Source organism: Leptospira gomenensis (assembly GCF_004770155.1).
GTDB lineage: Bacteria > Spirochaetota > Leptospiria > Leptospirales > Leptospiraceae > Leptospira > Leptospira gomenensis.
The window spans coordinates 84271-99953 of sequence record NZ_RQFA01000046.1; the positions used below are offsets into that span (position 1 = coordinate 84271).

The window sequence follows — 15683 nt, forward strand, 5'->3', positions numbered from 1 at the left end:
ATCGTATTACGGTCATTCCAACGGATAAAAATCCATGAAATGGGTGAAAAAGTTCGATTTCAATCCAAACGTTTCGAATATAGAATCGATCGTATTTTTTTCATTTTAATCGTTCTCTTTCGGTTAAATTTAATTAACTATTGACACACTTTATATTTTCTTCAAAGGTAAATTATATTCTATTAAGGAAATCCAATGAAGCAAAAAATTCTATTACTCACCATAAGCGCTGCGCTCTTGTTCAGCACCACACAATGCGCATTTTTTAATGCGATCGGAGTTGCTCCGGGCAGAATCAAAGGCGAAGAAGCGCGGAAAAAAATTTCCGAAGCTGCGTCCACTTCGGATTTCATCTATTACGTCCTTATCGAAGGAACGTTTCCTTCGACCGCAACGACCCTTACTTCTAGTCTGACTCCCGTCCTCGTCGGAATCAAAGACGACGGATACTATCTGGAAAAAGACGTAGACAAGTGTGTGGATTCGATCACTACGATCGGAACCTTCGTACTGAGTCCTTTTTTAGTCGGACTTTTGAAGATCGATTGCGACATTCAGGAAGACAAAGCGTTTATGGATTCTCCGTTCCCGGAAATATAACGTTTTTGTAACATTCTTTCGCCCGATTTTCGCAAGAAGATCGGGCACTTGCACTTTTAAATTTGTTTCCGTGATTCGCTTCAAGAACGCGGGTCGATCAAAGCGGTTATTTTTTCTATTGACCGGAGTGGTTCGCCTTTCAGAATTTCCTAAATTTATTATAAGAGGCTGACCTTGAAAACGGCAATTCACAAAATTCTCATTCTGTTTTTTCTTTCTCAAGTTTCCAATTGTTTACTTTTCGATACCCTCGGGATCGCTCCCGGCAGAATCAAAGGTTCGGAAGCGGGGAATCAAATCAAAGACGCAGCCATCGTTACGGACGTTGTAAACACGACGGTTTTTTCGGGACGACCCAGCACATTGATTCTTTCGCTGATTGCGGATCAAGTGGCTGCCATCAAAACGGACGGTTATTATGTGCAGTCCGAGGTGGACGATTGTGTGGCCGAAATCAAGGGACTTACCGGTTATGTTTTAGGTTCCTTTTTGACGATCGTTCTTCAATCCAAATGTACGTTGGAAGAGGACAAAACATTCTTGGATTCTCCTTTCCCCGAAATTTAAGTTCTATAGATTCCCTACGTTTTTAGTCCCGTCCCTTTCGGAGAAATTTCTTTTTTGAAGTTTCTGATTCCGGAAGATGACGGGATTTTTATTTTTCATCTCATCTTACCGGTGTTTTTCGAGAATGGGCCGGTTTGATTCTGCGCTTTACGCCGTTTTCCACGATCGATCCGTGGAATTGTGGGAACTCATACGCGGATTCCGTGTGTGAGAGTTCCCACGTTTTCAGCCGAACAATCCCCGTACCCACGCGGATTCCGTGTGTGAGAGTTCCCACGTTTTCAAGCCGAACAATCCCCGTACCACGCGGATTCCGTGTGTGAGAGTTCCCACGTTTTCAGCCGAACAATCCCCGTACCACGCGGATTCCGTGTGAGTTCCCACGTTTTCAGCCGAACAATCCCCGTACCACGCGGATTCCGTGTGAGTTCCCACGTTTTCAGCCGAACAATCCCCGTACCACGCGGATTCCGTGTGAGTTCCCACGTTTTCAGCCGAACAATCCCCGTACCACGCGGATTCCGTGTGAGTTCCCGCAAACCCGCTTTGCCACAGGAAAGCCGCACTCCGTCACTTCTTTTGCAACACAAACTAAGAACGGGAAAAAACGCTTACACTTTCCAGATGACTCGTATGCGGAAACAGATCCACCGGAGTGATTTTCTCAAAACGAAAGGATTTGACGAGTTCGAGCGCGTCCCTTCGCAAAGTTTCCGGGTTACACGAGACGTAAACGACGCGATTCACTTTAGAATTCAATAATATTCTTTTGGTCTCCGGATCCAGACCCTCGCGAGGCGGATCCACGACGATCACATCCGGTTTTTCGCCGACGGCGGAAGACAAGGTCTGCAAAACCTTCCCCTTTCTAAACAGAACGTTCTCGATTCGATTCGCATTGGCGGCGCCGATCGCGGAGCGGACGGAAATAGGATTTTCCTCCAAACCGATGACCTTCTTCGATTTGGAAGCGACGAATAGCGAGATCGTTCCGATGCCGCAATACGCGTCTATAACGGTAGAATTTTCGGGTAAATCCGCAGCGACCAAACCGTAAAGGTTTTCTATCTGATACGGATTGACCTGAAAAAAAGTGGATAAACCGATATGAAACTCCAACGTCCCGATCCGTTCTTTGATGAAATGTCTACCGTACCAAGTGGTTTCCTTTTCGCCCAAAACGACTTTGGTATTCCTCCGATTGACGTTCTGAACGATTCCGACCAATTCCGCTTTGGACTTTTCCTTAGATAAGAATTGTTTAATATACGAATGTAACCCCGAGACCAAATCCTTTCTTCCGGGCAGTTCGTTCTGGTTCGTAACGATTCCCGCGAGAATTTCCTGACTTGCTTTGGCTTTTCGAAGAACGATATGTCTCAGAAGCCCGCTTCCGTTTCTTTCGTTATACGGACTTAAATTTTCGGTACGCGCCCAGTGCCGAATCGCGGCCGCGACCGTAGTTAGATCGGGATCCTGAATTCTACATTCTTTCTGATCGATGATGAACGTGTTCTCTTTATTGTGAAGCCCTAAGGTCAATACGGATTTTTTTCCGATCTTTCGATGACCGAAAGGAAGCTGAACCTTATGACGATAGGTTTGTTCCCGAGGACTTCTTACGATCGGAAATATCTCCAAACCCCTGAATCCGCCGAACGCGGATTCTATTTCTTCCTGTTTGTGTTGAAGTTGTTTTTCGTATCCGATATGAAGTCTGTCGCAGCCGGCGCATTCCGGGTAGTGTTGGCAGGATTGACTCGCGGGAGGTTTCATTCTACCCTTCAGGCTTTTAGAAAAGCCCGCTCTGTCAATTGAATTCGACGAAACCCAAAATCACATCAGATAGATTTTACCGTGTTTGTCCTTGATCATCGGATCGGCGCCGTATTTCAACAGAAGCTCCGCGAACTCGGACATACCGTGAGAAGATTTCGCGAGATTCATACAAGTGACCCCGTCGTTATCCTGCACGTTCGGATCGGCCCCGAATTCCAAAAGGATTCGGAAGGGCTCCAATTTTCCTTCGTTGACACAGTGATGCAAAGGACTCATTCCTATAAAATCCTTGAGATCCGGATCGGCCCCGCCTTCCAACAAAATCGATACGATCTCGATCGGATTTTCTTCCAGGATAGAATGAATCAGCGGACTGAGTCCGGTGATCTCGTCTCTTCGATTCGGATCACAGCCCGCGTCCAAAAGAATACGGACCGTTTCGGGCTCGGCGTATTTGACCGCAAGCGACAAAGGATTCAAACCGTAGTAAAGATTTCCGTTCACCCGAAACCCTTTCAAAATCAGCTTACGAAGACGTTTCCAATTACCGTCTTTGATCGCTCCGAAAAAAAGAAAACGTTTCCAAAAAGAATCCGATCGTAATTCCTCTTCCATTTCAAACGACTCCTCCGCGCACGATCGATTCTCGGATTTCGTTCCGCGATTTCTGCGGGAACCCTTCCGTTGTTAAGCGACATTCTCTTGCGCGATCTTATTATTCTACTAAAAGGAAGCGGGTCTTGTATTGTAAAAAAGGGACAGAATGAAATCCCTTTTTTCGAACCAAAGCGCGGGAGAATAACCGGAAAGCGCCGAAAATTCCCGGGTTAAGTGGGGTTGGTCGTAAAACCCCGCCTCCAACGAAAGGTCCGACAAATTCCGCGCGGTCGAATTCATCCAAGCCGCGTTTTGAAACCGCACCAAACGCGCGAACTCCTTTGGATTATACCCGACGTTCAGTCTGAATTTACGCTCCAGATTTTTTTTTCCGACACCCAAAATCTCTTGTAGTTCGGCGATTTTGATCCGTCCCTTTTTTGCGACGATCCGTTTTAACGCTTCGTTTATCAACGGATCCGAGGAACTCCGTTTTTTCCTTAAACCGAGCAGATAAGAATCCGAGATCTCGGTTCTCCTTTCGAAACTTTCCGCGTCCCGAATTCTATTTAGAAAATCATAATATTCTCGATTATTAGGTAGCTCCAGTTCCGTAACGGGAGAATCCGCCTTTTCCGCGGGAACGCCGAACAACGTATAAAAAGCCGCCGGCGCCAAACGCACGTTAAAGAAACCGACGTTCCCGACCGGCGCGATACGGAACGGAGAAAGATGATTTCCCACGATATGACCCCGGGAAATCGTCCATTTCTCGCCTTCGTTTTCGCGGAACCCGATCCGTATCGGATCCGCATAAGAAATATGAATCTCGTTTTCTACGGACGGAAATACTTTCGGAAATTCTAATATTTCCCCAGTTGACGCCGAAAACTCCCAACCCCAATAACAGGAAACCACGTCGGAAAGGAGCGGATTCGGTTTTGCAAAACGAGGTTTCACTTCGACTCCCGAATCTTGCGTAAAAGCTCCCGATTCGATTCTTGGCGAAGGACGGCGTTTTTATATCTTCGTATCTCCGCTTCCGTTTCGGGTTTAATCTGCGGAACCGGAGCAGGTCGTTTGGTTTCGTCTAACGCGACGAACGTCAAATACGCGGTAGTCGCTCTGACCACGGTGCCTTCGTACGGATTTTCCTTGGAAACCTGAACCCCGACTTCCAAGGAAGTTTTTCCGGTATAATTCACGCTGGCCCTTAATACGACGTGATCACCGATCGCGATCGGCGCTATGAAATTCAATCGGTCCACGCTCGCGGTCACGGCCTCTTTACCACAATGTCTTTGCGCGACCATCACGGCGATCATATCGATCCAACCCATCAACGTTCCTCCGAACAAGGTTCCGTAATGGTTGGCGTGGTCGGGCATCACGATATGTCTGGTTTCTGCGGAGCTTTGCGAAGGAGTTTTTTCTTCCATACAATCAACCCAACCAATCGGAAGCGACTTCCATATGATAATGATCCGGAACGATTCCCTTGGGACCCGTAAAATTCCGTTCTTCCACGACCCGAAAACCGAGCCCTTTGTACAAAGAGATCGCGGGTTCGTTTTTTTGAGAGACGTCCAAGGACAAAACGGAGTATTCCGGAAATTGGTTTTTCATAAATCGAATCAATTTTTTTCCGATTCCCAATCCTCTCCGTTTTTCCGAAACCGCGATATGACCCAAATACAAACGTCCCGACTTGGGGGGTTGGATCATCGCCTCCGTGATCAAACCTCTCGCGATCACACGAGGTGCGGAAAATCCGTAAACGGAAACGATCCTCAACGCCGTTCCTCCGTTTAAAAGCAAAAACGAAGGTCGGCGATAACTCAGAATCGTTCCCGCAACCTCTCCTCCGATCTCCGCGACGAAATGATTTCCGTAAGAAATCGTATTTCCCCGTTTAACGAAAGACGTATTCAAAAAATCGAATGGAGTTTTTTGTCCCTGTGAAAACACGAAATCCCAGGCGGCCGGTCCGGAAGAATGAATCAACGGAACACAAGCTGCGACGTCTTGGGGTTTTGCGGGACGAATTTTGATCTCTTGGTTCAACGGCGACCTCTTTGTGCGTATTTTACGATTCTATTCGTTTCACGAAAAAAAGAACGGAGTCCTTTCCGAAAACGCGGCCCATACCGACCTTCCAAAAAAAATCCGGGGAAAAACCGCAGAAGTTCAAGCCAGAAATTCCCGTTCGTTCACTTTTAAAATCCCGCGCAACACGTCGCTGCGAGTGACGATTCCGATCACTCGACGTTCTTCGCTCACGACGGGCAGACATCCTATTTTTTCCTCGAACAAAACTTTCGCGATTTCTCCGATGCCCGCGTTCGAATGGACGGACAAAACCCTGGTTTTCATTACGTCTCCGATTTTGTTCGCAGAAACGGTTTGTCCCTCAGAGTTCAGCTTCCAAAACATCCAATCTCGATCGGAGAGAATTCCGCATAACAGCGATTTGTCGTCCACTACGGGAACGTGACGGAATCTTTTTTTAAAGAAAATCTCCTCCGCTCTTTCGACCGGATCCGATTCGGAAAACGTCAGCACCGGAGCCGTGGAAAGATCCTTCGCGGTAAGAGCGGAAAGGGATTCACCGGTTTTGGAACGGACGTTTCCCAACGAAGCGTTGTGTTTGTAGAGAAAATCCACCTCCGTATAACGACGCGAAGACGAACCGGATTCGGGCGAAGGTTTCTCCTCCTTCCCGTCCGGCTTTTTCGGAGGAGCGGAAGCGGATACGGAATGTAAGGGAGGAACGATTTCCGGACGGACCGGCGGAACATACGGCTCCGAAATTCCCCTGGAAATCCAGAAAAACAATCAGCGCATCCTTAGGATGAGATAATTGTAGGACGCGATGATCCTCTGCGTCATTTCCAAACCGTCCTTGTTGACGTCGGGATGATATTTTTTGATCAATTCCTTAAAACGTTTTTTCAACTCTTCCAAAGTGCACGGACCGTCGAAACCGAGGACGTCCAAATGTCTCTGCGTTTCGGGATCCATTTCCTGAAACACGGAAATCGGTTTTTTCTTTTTCGGTTTTTTGCGGAAGGTTCCGAACAATTCGTAATACGCTCGGTCCCTGTATTCCCTCGTAATTTCGCGGAGATGAAACAGTTTTGTGTTGAGCACGGAAAAAATATGATTCTTTAAGAATACGTCCGCGCCGTAATCGTTCGAAATGGATTTCGTTTCCATAAAATCCGAAATTCCGTTTTCCACGATCCGTTCGAAACTGAACTTATCGTCGAAGTAGGAATCGAAAGCGTCGTCGAAATCCAAAGTCGCCGAAGAAAGCAGAAGAAGAAGTTCCCGATCCAATTCGTGTTTTTCCAGACGTTTCCGAATATCCTCTTTTAGGGAAATCTGAAGTTCGGAAAGATAATTATCGTCGAAGTATATTCCGTTTTTTGCAAATTCATCCTCGATCCCTTCGATCTTGAGTATTTTGGAAAGAAGTTGAATGAGCGAATCTGCTTGCGTTTCGTTAAAGCCGGCCGCGGCTCGGGAGGAAAAATGCACGTCGTTTCTCAGACCGTAAAAAATCCGATAGTAATCCTCTTTGCGAATCCCGAGCGCGGAGATGATCTTTTCGACGGGGATATACCATTCGCAGTTCGTACATCCGGATTGGATGTCGAAGATGATGTCTTCAAGCGACGAGCGGATCTGTTCAAAACTGCGGGTTTGCATTCTCGTTCCCTTCCAGATTTTCCACCCCGGCCGATCCGTTCATCAATTCTTTTTCCGATCCAGTTCACGGAATCGTAATTCGAAATATTCGCCCCGAGACAAAAAAGGTTTGCTCGGATCCTTTCTTAGACTCATCCATCCTTATTATGCTTCCTTTGATCGCGGTTCTTGCGTGTTTTCTCGTTTATTTTCTGGGATATAAATTCTACTCGGGCTACATTTCCAGATCGATCTTCGATCTAAAGAACGATTCGGGAACGACTCCTGCACACGTCCTTAACGACGGAGTGGATTACCTTCCCACCAAACCTTTGGTTTTGTTCGGACATCACTACGCTTCGATCGCCGGTTTGGCCCCCGTGTTGGGACCGGCCGTCGCCGTGATTTGGGGTTGGCTTCCCGCAATGGTTTGGGTGGTTTTGGGAAGCATTTTCGTAGGCTGCGTCCACGACTTCGGCGCCTTGGTGGTATCGGTCCGCAATCAGGGAAAAAGTATCGGACAAGTTGCGGAAGATCTGCTCGGTCATCGCGCTCGGAGTTTGTTTCACGCGATCATATTTTTCTTGGTGGCCTTGGCGATGGGAGTATTCGTGCTGGTTCTCGCGGAAATGTTCTCCGCGGATCCGAAATCCGTTTCGGCGAAGGACAACGTTAGCTCCTCTTCGAACGTAAAAGACAGGGAAGGAGTTCCCGCGACGAAACCGGTCTTAAAAACGGAGGATCCTTCCGTTTCTTCTTCCCGGATCGAAACGAAAACCGAGGATGTCCGAAAAGAGGTCCACGATCATCCCGGAGAAATCCGAACCGAAGAAAAACCTTCCCTACGATTGAGAAGCCATTTTCCGGAAGCGGTCATCCCTTCTACGGCGATCCTAATCTTGGCGATCCTGGTCGGAATTCTACATTACAAAAAAGGAATTCACCTAACGCCGCTTACGATCTTCAGCGTTCTCGCGACCTTGGGTTCCATGTTTTTGGGAATGCAGGATTCCGTTTTGCAGTGGACGGGACTGGCCGACGTAAACACATCCCCTTCTACCGGAAGTTGGAAATACATCCTTTTGTTTTACGCCTTTTTGGCTTCCGTAACTCCGATCTGGCTTTTGTTGCAAAGCCGCGATTATATCAACTCCTTCCTTTTGTATCTGGGAATCATTCTGATCTACTTGGGTTTTTTCAGCGGCGCGATTACTATGAATTTTCCTTCGTTCAACGCGGAGGCGGTGCGAAGTTCCTCGATCGGTCTGGATCTGATTCCGTTCGTGTTTATCACGATCGCGTGCGGAGCCGTATCGGGATTTCACGCTTTGGTAAGTTCCGGTACGACCGCCAAACAACTCGATAAGGAAGCGGACGCAAGACCGATCGGTTACGGCGGAATGATCGGCGAATCGTTGTTAGGTTTATCGGCGGTGATCGCCTGTACGATCGGATTCTCTTCCGCGGAGGAATGGAACGGATTTTATCGCTCCTGGTCCGGGATCCAAGGGCTCGCGCCGCAGGTAGGGGCGTACATCTACGGAACGGGAAGGTTCCTTTCTCAAATAGGAATTCCGGAAAGTATCGGACAAGGATTCATCGCGCTCATCGTGATCAGTTTCGCGTTGACGTCCCTGGATTCCGCGACCCGATTGTTGCGTTACAACATCGAAGAGATCGCCGAGTCTTCGCGAATTTCCTGGATCCGAACCTTGGTCGGAAACCGTTACGTTTCCAGTCTGATCGCCTGCGTTGCGATCGGTTTTTTCGCGTTTATGGAAATCGAACAGGACGGTAAAAAGAAACCGGCCGGACTCGCCCTTTGGAAGTTGTTCGGAACGACCAATCAACTTTTGGCCGGTTTGGCGCTTTTGGTTGTAACGGTTTTCCTTTTGAAAACGAAGAAAAAAATCAAAGTCGCTTTCCTGCCGATGTTGTTCGTATTAACGGTCACGCTCTGGGCCATGATCCGGAATTTTTTCGACTTTCTATCGGGACCCAATCCCAATCTTTTGTTGGCGGGCGTCGGAGGCACCCTGATCTTTTTGACGTTCTGGCTTTTGGTCGAAGCGACGTTAACGTGGAATCGCATTAGAAAAGTATGAAATACTGTAGTTCCTGCGGCGGATCCGTATCCAAAAAAATCCCCGAAGGAGACAACCGTCTCCGATTTATCTGCGAAACCTGCGCAGTCGTCCACTATGAAAATCCGAAAGTGGTGGTGGGAAGTATTCCCGTTTGGGAAAATAAGATACTACTCTGCAAACGAGCGATCGAACCGAGGAAAGGATTTTGGACCTTACCAGCGGGTTTTCTGGAAAACAGGGAAACCGTGGAGGAAGGCGCGGTTCGTGAAACCGAAGAGGAAGCCAACGCCAAAATACGGATCGTCGGACTTCAGTGTGTTTACAGCATTCCTCACATCAGTCAGATTTATATGTTCTTTTTGGCGGATCTCGTGGACGGCAATTTCTCCGTGAGTTCGGAATCGGAAGAAGTCCGGCTTTTTTCCGCGGAAGAAATTCCCTGGGAAGAATTGGCGTTTCTATCCGTTTCGTATGCGCTGCGTCGATACGTGGATTCTCCGATCAAAAACACCCTCCACGTCGGAAGCACGCGCGACAGAAAAGATTCGTCTAAAAAAAGCTAAACCGACATCGGCTTCCCGTTTTAAAAAAACATAGGAAAAAAAAGGTGTTCATCGAGAATGTACTTATGCGGATCGGAATCGTTTTCGTACTTTTTTCCCAAGTATTTTTTTCCCGTGCGTTGAACGCCGATTCCTTTCTAAGGACCAACACGGATTCGTTTTCTCCTAACTGGGACGGAAAAAACGATCGTCTCGAATTTAAGATCTCCAAATCGGCGCTTCCCCGTTTGTCCGATTGGGAACTTACCGTCAAAAACGCGGGAGACGATATCGTAAAAACGTTTCGTGCCGATCGCAGAAGAAAAAAAGGATTTTCTCTGCTTCCGTTTTTTCAGGACGATTCCAAAGCCGTTCCGTCGGAGATATCGATTCCGGAAACGATTCACTGGCTCGGAGACGATTCCAAAGGATTTCTTCTTCCGGACGGGGAATACAAATACAGACTTCGATTGGTTACTGAAAATCGGGAAAATCTTCTCTCCGAAGAAAAGACGATCGTACTCGATTCTAAACCGCCGAATGTCGAGTTGAACGCGAAGACGAGGGTTTTGTTTTTGGCGGGGGATCGTTCCTCTTCGCGCTTTCACATAACGCAGAAAGTCGCAGGCGAAGGTTCGGATTTTTTTACGGGAGAATTTTTCGATTCATCGGGAAAGATCGTCAAGTCCTACACTTGGAGATACAAGGACGTTCCTTCCGTTCTCAGTTGGGACGGAACCGATTTTTCGGGTAAACAACTTCCCGGCGGCAATTATTCGTATCGATTGACGGGAACCGACAAGGGAAAAAACGAATTTTCTACCTCGCTCTGGGACCTTACGATTCGCACCGAATCGAACGGGATCGATTTGTATTCCGATTTAAAGTTGTATTCGTATCTTCCAGGAAGCGCGAAAAATCTCGTCCGTTTCAGTTCTTTCGTTTCTCCGAAACTCAAATCCGATTCCTACGAGATAGAAATTTTTCAGAAAAAAGGAAACGAGGAAAAAAACGTCTATCGTCATCGAGACACGGGCGAACCTCCTTCCGAATGGAAATGGGATCTGAGGAACCAAACGGGGGAATCCGTTTCCGAGGGAACGTACGAATATCGTCTAACAGTGTATAGTCGATATGAAAAACATCAATCCGTTCCGTCCTCGTTTCAGGTTTCGAAAGAATCCTTCGATTTGGATCTTTCCGTTTCTCCCAAGGAATTTACCCCGGACAACGACGGCAAAAACGATCTTCTTTCGATCTCCTTAAAACATTCGGGAATTCCGCTTCAATCCTGGGAAGTCACGTTATACGAAACACCGCCTTATACTTCCCTCAAACGCAAAATCAAAACGTGGAGCGGATCCGGATCGGCACCCGAAGAAATCGTTTGGGAAGGATGGGACGAATCGGGAGTTAAGGTCGGATCCTTGAGCGAATTTTATTTCGAATGGAAATACTCGGATCAATTGGGTCGAGAAGCGGACGGACAAGGCGCCGGTTTTAAGACCGGAATCCTGGTCGTGGAGGAGGATCACGCGTTACGAATTTCCGTTCCGGAATCCCAGGTCGAGGCGCGTTGGTGGAGTCTTCCCGGAACGATCCGCGGAGTTTTGGATTCTTATCCGGGATATAAGATCGAACTACAATCGCATTCCTCCCACCAAGGAGACGAAGAAGTGAACCAAGTATCGACCGAAGAACGGGCACGAACCGCGTTCGAATATTTCTTTTCCAAAACCGTACCGTACGGAAGAATCCGATTCCGCGGATACGGAGAAACTCTCCCTCTTATTCCCGGCTCCGGAACTTACGAAGCCGAAAAGAATCGCAGAATCGATTTTTATCTTACCCCGTAACGTTTCGAAGTCATGTGCACCGCGATCATTCACAGAAACGTCGAACAACGATTATTCGGATTGGGATTCAATCGAGACGAATCCGTAAAACGGAAACCCGCTTTGCCTCCTACGGTTTTCGGAAATTCTCCGCAACTGGCGATCGCTCCTTTGGACGGAGATTACGGAGGAACTTGGATCGGCGCCAACTCGTCGCGCGAAATCTTCTGCCTTTTGAATTACTACGAGGCAACGTTGAAACTTCTGCGGAATCCGACGAGTCGAGGTCTTCTCGTACGCTCCTGTTTGTTAAACGAAGTGCGACCGGAAACCCTCCAAGCGGAACGGCTTGCGGATTTTTATCCGTTCAAACTGATCCGGATCGATCTCGATAAAACTTCTATTTTCGTCTGGGACGGAAAGGATTATTCCGTATCGGAAAATCGGGATTCTTATTTTATACTCGGAAGTTCCTTTACGCAGGGACCCAAGGCTCAGATTTCCAGAGAAGCGGTTTTTAGAGAGAGTTTTTTGCCGCAAAAGCCTACGGATAGAAACGGATTTCTGGATTTATCGAAACGTTTTCTAACGGCGCATCTTCCCGAAAAAGGAGCGCTTTCTCCTTGTATGCACCGAAAAGACGCGCATACCGTTTCCAAAACGGAGGTCGTGATCGCGGAGAACACGTTGACTCTTACATACCAGGAAGGACAACCGTGCGAGTCGCCGGAACCGACCTCGGTCAATTTGACTTTGACGGATTTTTCGGTGCTTGAATAGTGATCCCATGGCAGGCACGAAGTCCTTATTCGACGATTCTTTTGAATATAGAGATCCGGCTCTTCAAAAGAGAAAGAACGCAAGAGTTAAGATCACCTTAGACGCAGAAATCTCCATCCAAGGAAAAAAGGAACGTTATCCTGTCACGATTCTCGACATCGGAACCGGAGGAGTCGCGATCGATTCCAGAATGACCGTGTTCGAAGGAGATAGGATTCATCTTCATACGAAAATCAACGGAAAAGACATGACCTTGGAAGCGGAGATCATTCGTTCTTCCGGAAAAAAAGCCAACAGCATCTTCGTGAATATCGCAGACGAAAATAGGAATGAAATCCAGGAACTGATCCATAAAAAATTCTTCGAAAAAGAAAAGAAGCTCAACTGAGTTTCCCCTTTTTTCAAAATCGAAATCGTTTTCTTTTTTTAGATTGATTGCCGTTTTATAACGGAGAAGAATTCATTCCATGTGTTCTTCCCGAGACTCCGCACTTCCAGAAACCTTATACGCACGATTGTTTGCTCGTTTTTACGATCGATTTATGAATCGTATCGAAACGACCGTTTTACTTCACAGACGGAAACGGTTGTTGCGTCCCTTACGAGGAAAAATTCTTGAGGTAGGAAGCGGAACCGGAATCAACTTTCCACTCTATTCTCCCGGCGCCGATGTCTTAGCGATTGAACCCTCGCGATCCATGATGCAAAAGGCGGAAGAACGGATGACTTCCCTCGGCTTTTCTCGAAACGCCGGATCTTCGCCGGAAATCCGTACCGCAACATTGGGAATAGGAGATCCGGAGTTGGAAAATCTCGTTCCGCCTAACAGCGTCGATGCGGTCGTATTTACTTTGGTACTTTGCACCGTACCCGATCCCGAATATGCGATTCGGTTCGCGAAATCCAGATTAAAAAAAGGGGGAAAGCTGCTTTTGCTCGAACACGTCCGTGCCTCGACCTCGGCGGGTAGAATTCTCCAGAAAACTTTGAATCCGTTTTGGACGCGGTTCGCACAAGGTTGTAATTTGGATCGTGAACCCGTTTCCCTCGTACGAGCCGCAGGATTCCGTCTTTTAGAAGAGGATCGATTCCGCGACACGTTACCCTTTTATCAGGCGATTTACGAATCGATCTGAAATCACGGAACGGATTCGATGATCTGATACGTTGGATTTGTCTTCCTACAAAAACTGGGCATACAGACGAATTTGATTCCCGCAGGATAACCCGTTAAGGTCTGCGGATAGGTTTGTGTCAGATACGCGTCACTCGCTTCGGAAAGCATTTCGCCTAACGCGGTTGCTTCTTCCCGGTAAACATACCAGGAGGAACCGTCTACGATGTCGCGACCCGCGCACTTACAATGCAGATCTGTGTTTATGCTCACGTTAGTCGCGTTGATCGGATTGTTCGTCGCGGCATCGAAAATCTGATTTCCCGCTCCTGGAACGTAACACGTTTGAAACGAGGATTGTAATTGTCCGTCCCCGCTACAACGAAACGGCGTATAAACCCGGGAATACGAAACCGAATGCGTAACGAGATATAACAAATCGTCGTCGAAATCCCAAGCCGATTTGGTTTTTCGTTGATACGTATCTCGGAGCGATCCGTTCTCGCAGGCCGCCAAACAAAGGAACGAAAAAAGGAAAATCGATACGATCCCCGAATTCTTCGCTTTTTCGGTTTTCCTATAAATTCTAATTTTTGAATATACAAAATAAATAATCTTCATGGAACCGAACCGATTTTTTGAAACGCACGTATTAAACTTCCCGCTTCGGGAACGCAGGCGAACGTCCTACCGGGAGGATATCCGACCAAACGAAGGGGAAAATAACTCAAATAATCCGAACTTACGATCGACAAGGGTTGTTTGGAATCCGCCTTGACCGGATCGTAATCGTACCAAAGTCCGGCGCCTCCGCCTTCCATGAGGCATTTCAATACTGTGCCCGCAGAAACCGTAGTACCGGAAACCGGCTCGTCCGTATTTCCGTCCAAAATCATATTCTCCCCAACCGGATGAAAACATTCCCCGTAGTTTTCCACCCGGATCGCTCCCGGATACTCGCAAAAAGCCTGACGCTGAAGGGTGCTCGACAAAACGTAAAGCAGGTCTCCTCCATCCGAATCCGATCCGGGAGCACAAAAGAACACGAACAAAATCGGAACGAGCAGAAACAACGTCGAAGGCAGATTCATTCTTTAGATTATGCTAAAGCGACATCGAAAAGCAAACAAAAAAAGGCGCAGATAACCGACGAAATCCGATCGCTAACGAAGCCGAGCCTCTTGCTTTCTAAAACGAATCGGGTGAATCCTCGACGCCGACGACGACCGAATACTTCGCAAAACAGAGCAAAGGCGCCAAAGGGAGAATACAAAACGGAGCCCGAAAGACAAGATCAACGTTCCGTAATACGGATGCGCCGCTTTTGATTTCCGCTTCCTTCAGATACGAATCCAAACGAACGGGTCCCCAATAAACGAATCCTATCTTAAATCTATCGAACTCCGCGGATTTCGAATTTCCGGTCCTAATTTCTCCTTTCGGTCTTTCCATAGAAAGATAGGAAATTCGTTTCGGAGCCGGAGAAGAACAGAAAGTAAACGTACAAAGAAATATTAAGATAATTGAAAGTGATTTCATCGATTCGCTCCTTTGCGGATTTTCTGGCTTTGAATCGCCAATCCCCGAACAGAGACGCAGTTGAACGGAACCCAAACTCCCGTTGAGTGTGTAACTTCCGCGTCCAAAATCGTATCGTAACCGGAATTTTCCAAAGCGTTCGCGAAAGCACGGGAAAGACTGTGTTTGATGCCGCAATCCTCGCCGGATTTGAATTCGCCTAAAGTCGCCAAAGAAGCGACTTCGGGAATCGTTTTTCCCTCCCAATCACCGTAGGAAAGCAGGTATACCTTCTGCACGCTGCTGCAAAAGGAAATAAAGGCCGTCATCCAACAAAATAAAACGATCCTCTTCCAATCGATTCGATTTCGAACGTAATTCATTTCGTCCCTCGTAAAGTTTTTTCGAAGACGATGCAAAAACCCGTGAAAAATTTCAATTGGATTCGATACATCGTTTATTTTTTATTCATAATATTCAATTTATTGAATGCTTTAAAAACAAAGAACGAACCCGGTACAAACGACCGAATTTTCCGAATTCATTCGTTCGAATTATAATCGGAACCGCAAAA

At 47.2% G+C, this 15683-nt stretch carries 20 protein-coding genes; 8 read left to right on the forward strand and 12 right to left on the reverse strand.

Going from position 1 to position 15683, the window contains the following annotated elements:
* The first annotated feature begins 195 nt into the window (after positions 1-195).
* Both EHQ17_RS11045 and EHQ17_RS11050 read left to right on the forward strand, forming a co-directional pair.
* A complete protein-coding gene (locus EHQ17_RS11045) occupies positions 196-600 on the forward strand; it encodes a TIGR04452 family lipoprotein (protein ID WP_135594565.1) in 405 nt (134 codons plus the stop codon).
* Between the two features lie 174 nt (positions 601-774).
* Positions 775-1167, forward strand: coding sequence for a TIGR04452 family lipoprotein (locus tag EHQ17_RS11050; RefSeq protein WP_135594564.1), 393 nt, complete (start codon positions 775-777; stop codon positions 1165-1167).
* A gap of 225 nt (positions 1168-1392) precedes the next feature.
* Here EHQ17_RS11050 and EHQ17_RS11055 read toward each other — a convergent pair whose 3' ends face one another.
* From EHQ17_RS11055 to EHQ17_RS11090, 8 genes are all read right to left on the reverse strand, one after another.
* A complete protein-coding gene (locus EHQ17_RS11055) occupies positions 1393-1653 on the reverse strand; it encodes a hypothetical protein (protein ID WP_135736180.1) in 261 nt (86 codons plus the stop codon).
* A gap of 105 nt (positions 1654-1758) precedes the next feature.
* A complete protein-coding gene (gene rlmD / locus EHQ17_RS11060; RefSeq protein WP_135594563.1) occupies positions 1759-2943 on the reverse strand; it encodes a 23S rRNA (uracil(1939)-C(5))-methyltransferase RlmD in 1185 nt (394 codons plus the stop codon).
* A 60-nt stretch (positions 2944-3003) separates the two neighbouring features.
* The gene (locus tag EHQ17_RS11065) at positions 3004-3561 is read right to left on the reverse strand and encodes an ankyrin repeat domain-containing protein (RefSeq protein WP_135594561.1); all 558 of its coding nucleotides are present in this window, start codon (positions 3559-3561) and stop codon (positions 3004-3006) included.
* Positions 3562-3669: 108 nt separating this feature from the next.
* Positions 3670-4503, reverse strand: a complete 834-nt coding sequence (locus EHQ17_RS11070) for a helix-turn-helix domain-containing protein (protein WP_167881185.1) — start codon at positions 4501-4503, stop codon at positions 3670-3672.
* Complete coding sequence (locus EHQ17_RS11075) at positions 4500-4982, reverse strand: acyl-CoA thioesterase (protein WP_135594557.1); 483 nt, start codon at positions 4980-4982, stop codon at positions 4500-4502. Before EHQ17_RS11075 ends, EHQ17_RS11070 begins: the two co-directional genes overlap by 4 nt.
* Before the next feature lie 4 nt (positions 4983-4986).
* Positions 4987-5607, reverse strand: a complete 621-nt coding sequence (locus EHQ17_RS11080; protein ID WP_135594555.1) for a GNAT family N-acetyltransferase — start codon at positions 5605-5607, stop codon at positions 4987-4989.
* Between the two features lie 123 nt (positions 5608-5730).
* Positions 5731-6378 carry a CBS domain-containing protein gene (locus tag EHQ17_RS11085; RefSeq protein WP_135594553.1) on the reverse strand — a complete coding sequence of 216 codons (648 nt, stop codon included), beginning with the start codon at positions 6376-6378 and terminating at the stop codon, positions 5731-5733.
* Positions 6379-7254, reverse strand: a complete 876-nt coding sequence (locus EHQ17_RS11090) for a J domain-containing protein (protein WP_135594551.1) — start codon at positions 7252-7254, stop codon at positions 6379-6381.
* A gap of 146 nt (positions 7255-7400) precedes the next feature.
* Here EHQ17_RS11090 and EHQ17_RS11095 point away from each other — a divergent pair, with 146 nt between their 5' ends.
* The 6 genes from EHQ17_RS11095 to EHQ17_RS11120 all read left to right on the forward strand — a co-directional run bounded on the left by EHQ17_RS11095 (position 7401) and on the right by EHQ17_RS11120 (position 13613).
* Positions 7401-9338 carry a carbon starvation CstA family protein gene (locus tag EHQ17_RS11095; protein WP_135594548.1) on the forward strand — a complete coding sequence of 646 codons (1938 nt, stop codon included), beginning with the start codon at positions 7401-7403 and terminating at the stop codon, positions 9336-9338.
* Positions 9335-9883 carry an NUDIX hydrolase gene (locus EHQ17_RS11100; protein ID WP_135594546.1) on the forward strand — a complete coding sequence of 183 codons (549 nt, stop codon included), beginning with the start codon at positions 9335-9337 and terminating at the stop codon, positions 9881-9883. The genes EHQ17_RS11095 and EHQ17_RS11100 overlap by 4 nt, the downstream gene beginning before the upstream one ends.
* Before the next feature lie 65 nt (positions 9884-9948).
* On the forward strand, positions 9949-11718 hold the full coding sequence (lsa66, locus tag EHQ17_RS11105) for a fibronectin-binding adhesin Lsa66 (protein WP_135594842.1): 1770 nt from the start codon (positions 9949-9951) through the stop codon (positions 11716-11718).
* Between the two features lie 12 nt (positions 11719-11730).
* Positions 11731-12477, forward strand: a complete 747-nt coding sequence (locus EHQ17_RS11110; protein ID WP_135594544.1) for an NRDE family protein — start codon at positions 11731-11733, stop codon at positions 12475-12477.
* A 7-nt stretch (positions 12478-12484) separates the two neighbouring features.
* Positions 12485-12865, forward strand: coding sequence for a PilZ domain-containing protein (locus EHQ17_RS11115; protein WP_135594542.1), 381 nt, complete (start codon positions 12485-12487; stop codon positions 12863-12865).
* A gap of 154 nt (positions 12866-13019) precedes the next feature.
* Positions 13020-13613 carry a class I SAM-dependent methyltransferase gene (locus EHQ17_RS11120; RefSeq protein ID WP_167881184.1) on the forward strand — a complete coding sequence of 198 codons (594 nt, stop codon included), beginning with the start codon at positions 13020-13022 and terminating at the stop codon, positions 13611-13613.
* 2 nt (positions 13614-13615) lie between these two features.
* On the opposite strand, the gene EHQ17_RS11125 is transcribed toward EHQ17_RS11120, so the two are convergent.
* The 4 genes from EHQ17_RS11125 to EHQ17_RS11140 all read right to left on the reverse strand — a co-directional run bounded on the left by EHQ17_RS11125 (position 13616) and on the right by EHQ17_RS11140 (position 15438).
* Positions 13616-14212, reverse strand: coding sequence for a hypothetical protein (locus tag EHQ17_RS11125; RefSeq protein ID WP_135594538.1), 597 nt, complete (start codon positions 14210-14212; stop codon positions 13616-13618).
* The gene (locus tag EHQ17_RS11130) at positions 14209-14682 is read right to left on the reverse strand and encodes a hypothetical protein (RefSeq protein ID WP_135594536.1); all 474 of its coding nucleotides are present in this window, start codon (positions 14680-14682) and stop codon (positions 14209-14211) included. The genes EHQ17_RS11125 and EHQ17_RS11130 overlap by 4 nt, the downstream gene beginning before the upstream one ends.
* Positions 14683-14779: 97 nt before the next feature.
* A complete protein-coding gene (locus EHQ17_RS11135; protein WP_135594534.1) occupies positions 14780-15130 on the reverse strand; it encodes an LIC10260 family lipoprotein in 351 nt (116 codons plus the stop codon).
* The gene (locus EHQ17_RS11140) at positions 15127-15438 is read right to left on the reverse strand and encodes a hypothetical protein (protein WP_135594840.1); all 312 of its coding nucleotides are present in this window, start codon (positions 15436-15438) and stop codon (positions 15127-15129) included. Before EHQ17_RS11140 ends, EHQ17_RS11135 begins: the two co-directional genes overlap by 4 nt.
* Positions 15439-15683 lie beyond the last annotated feature (245 nt).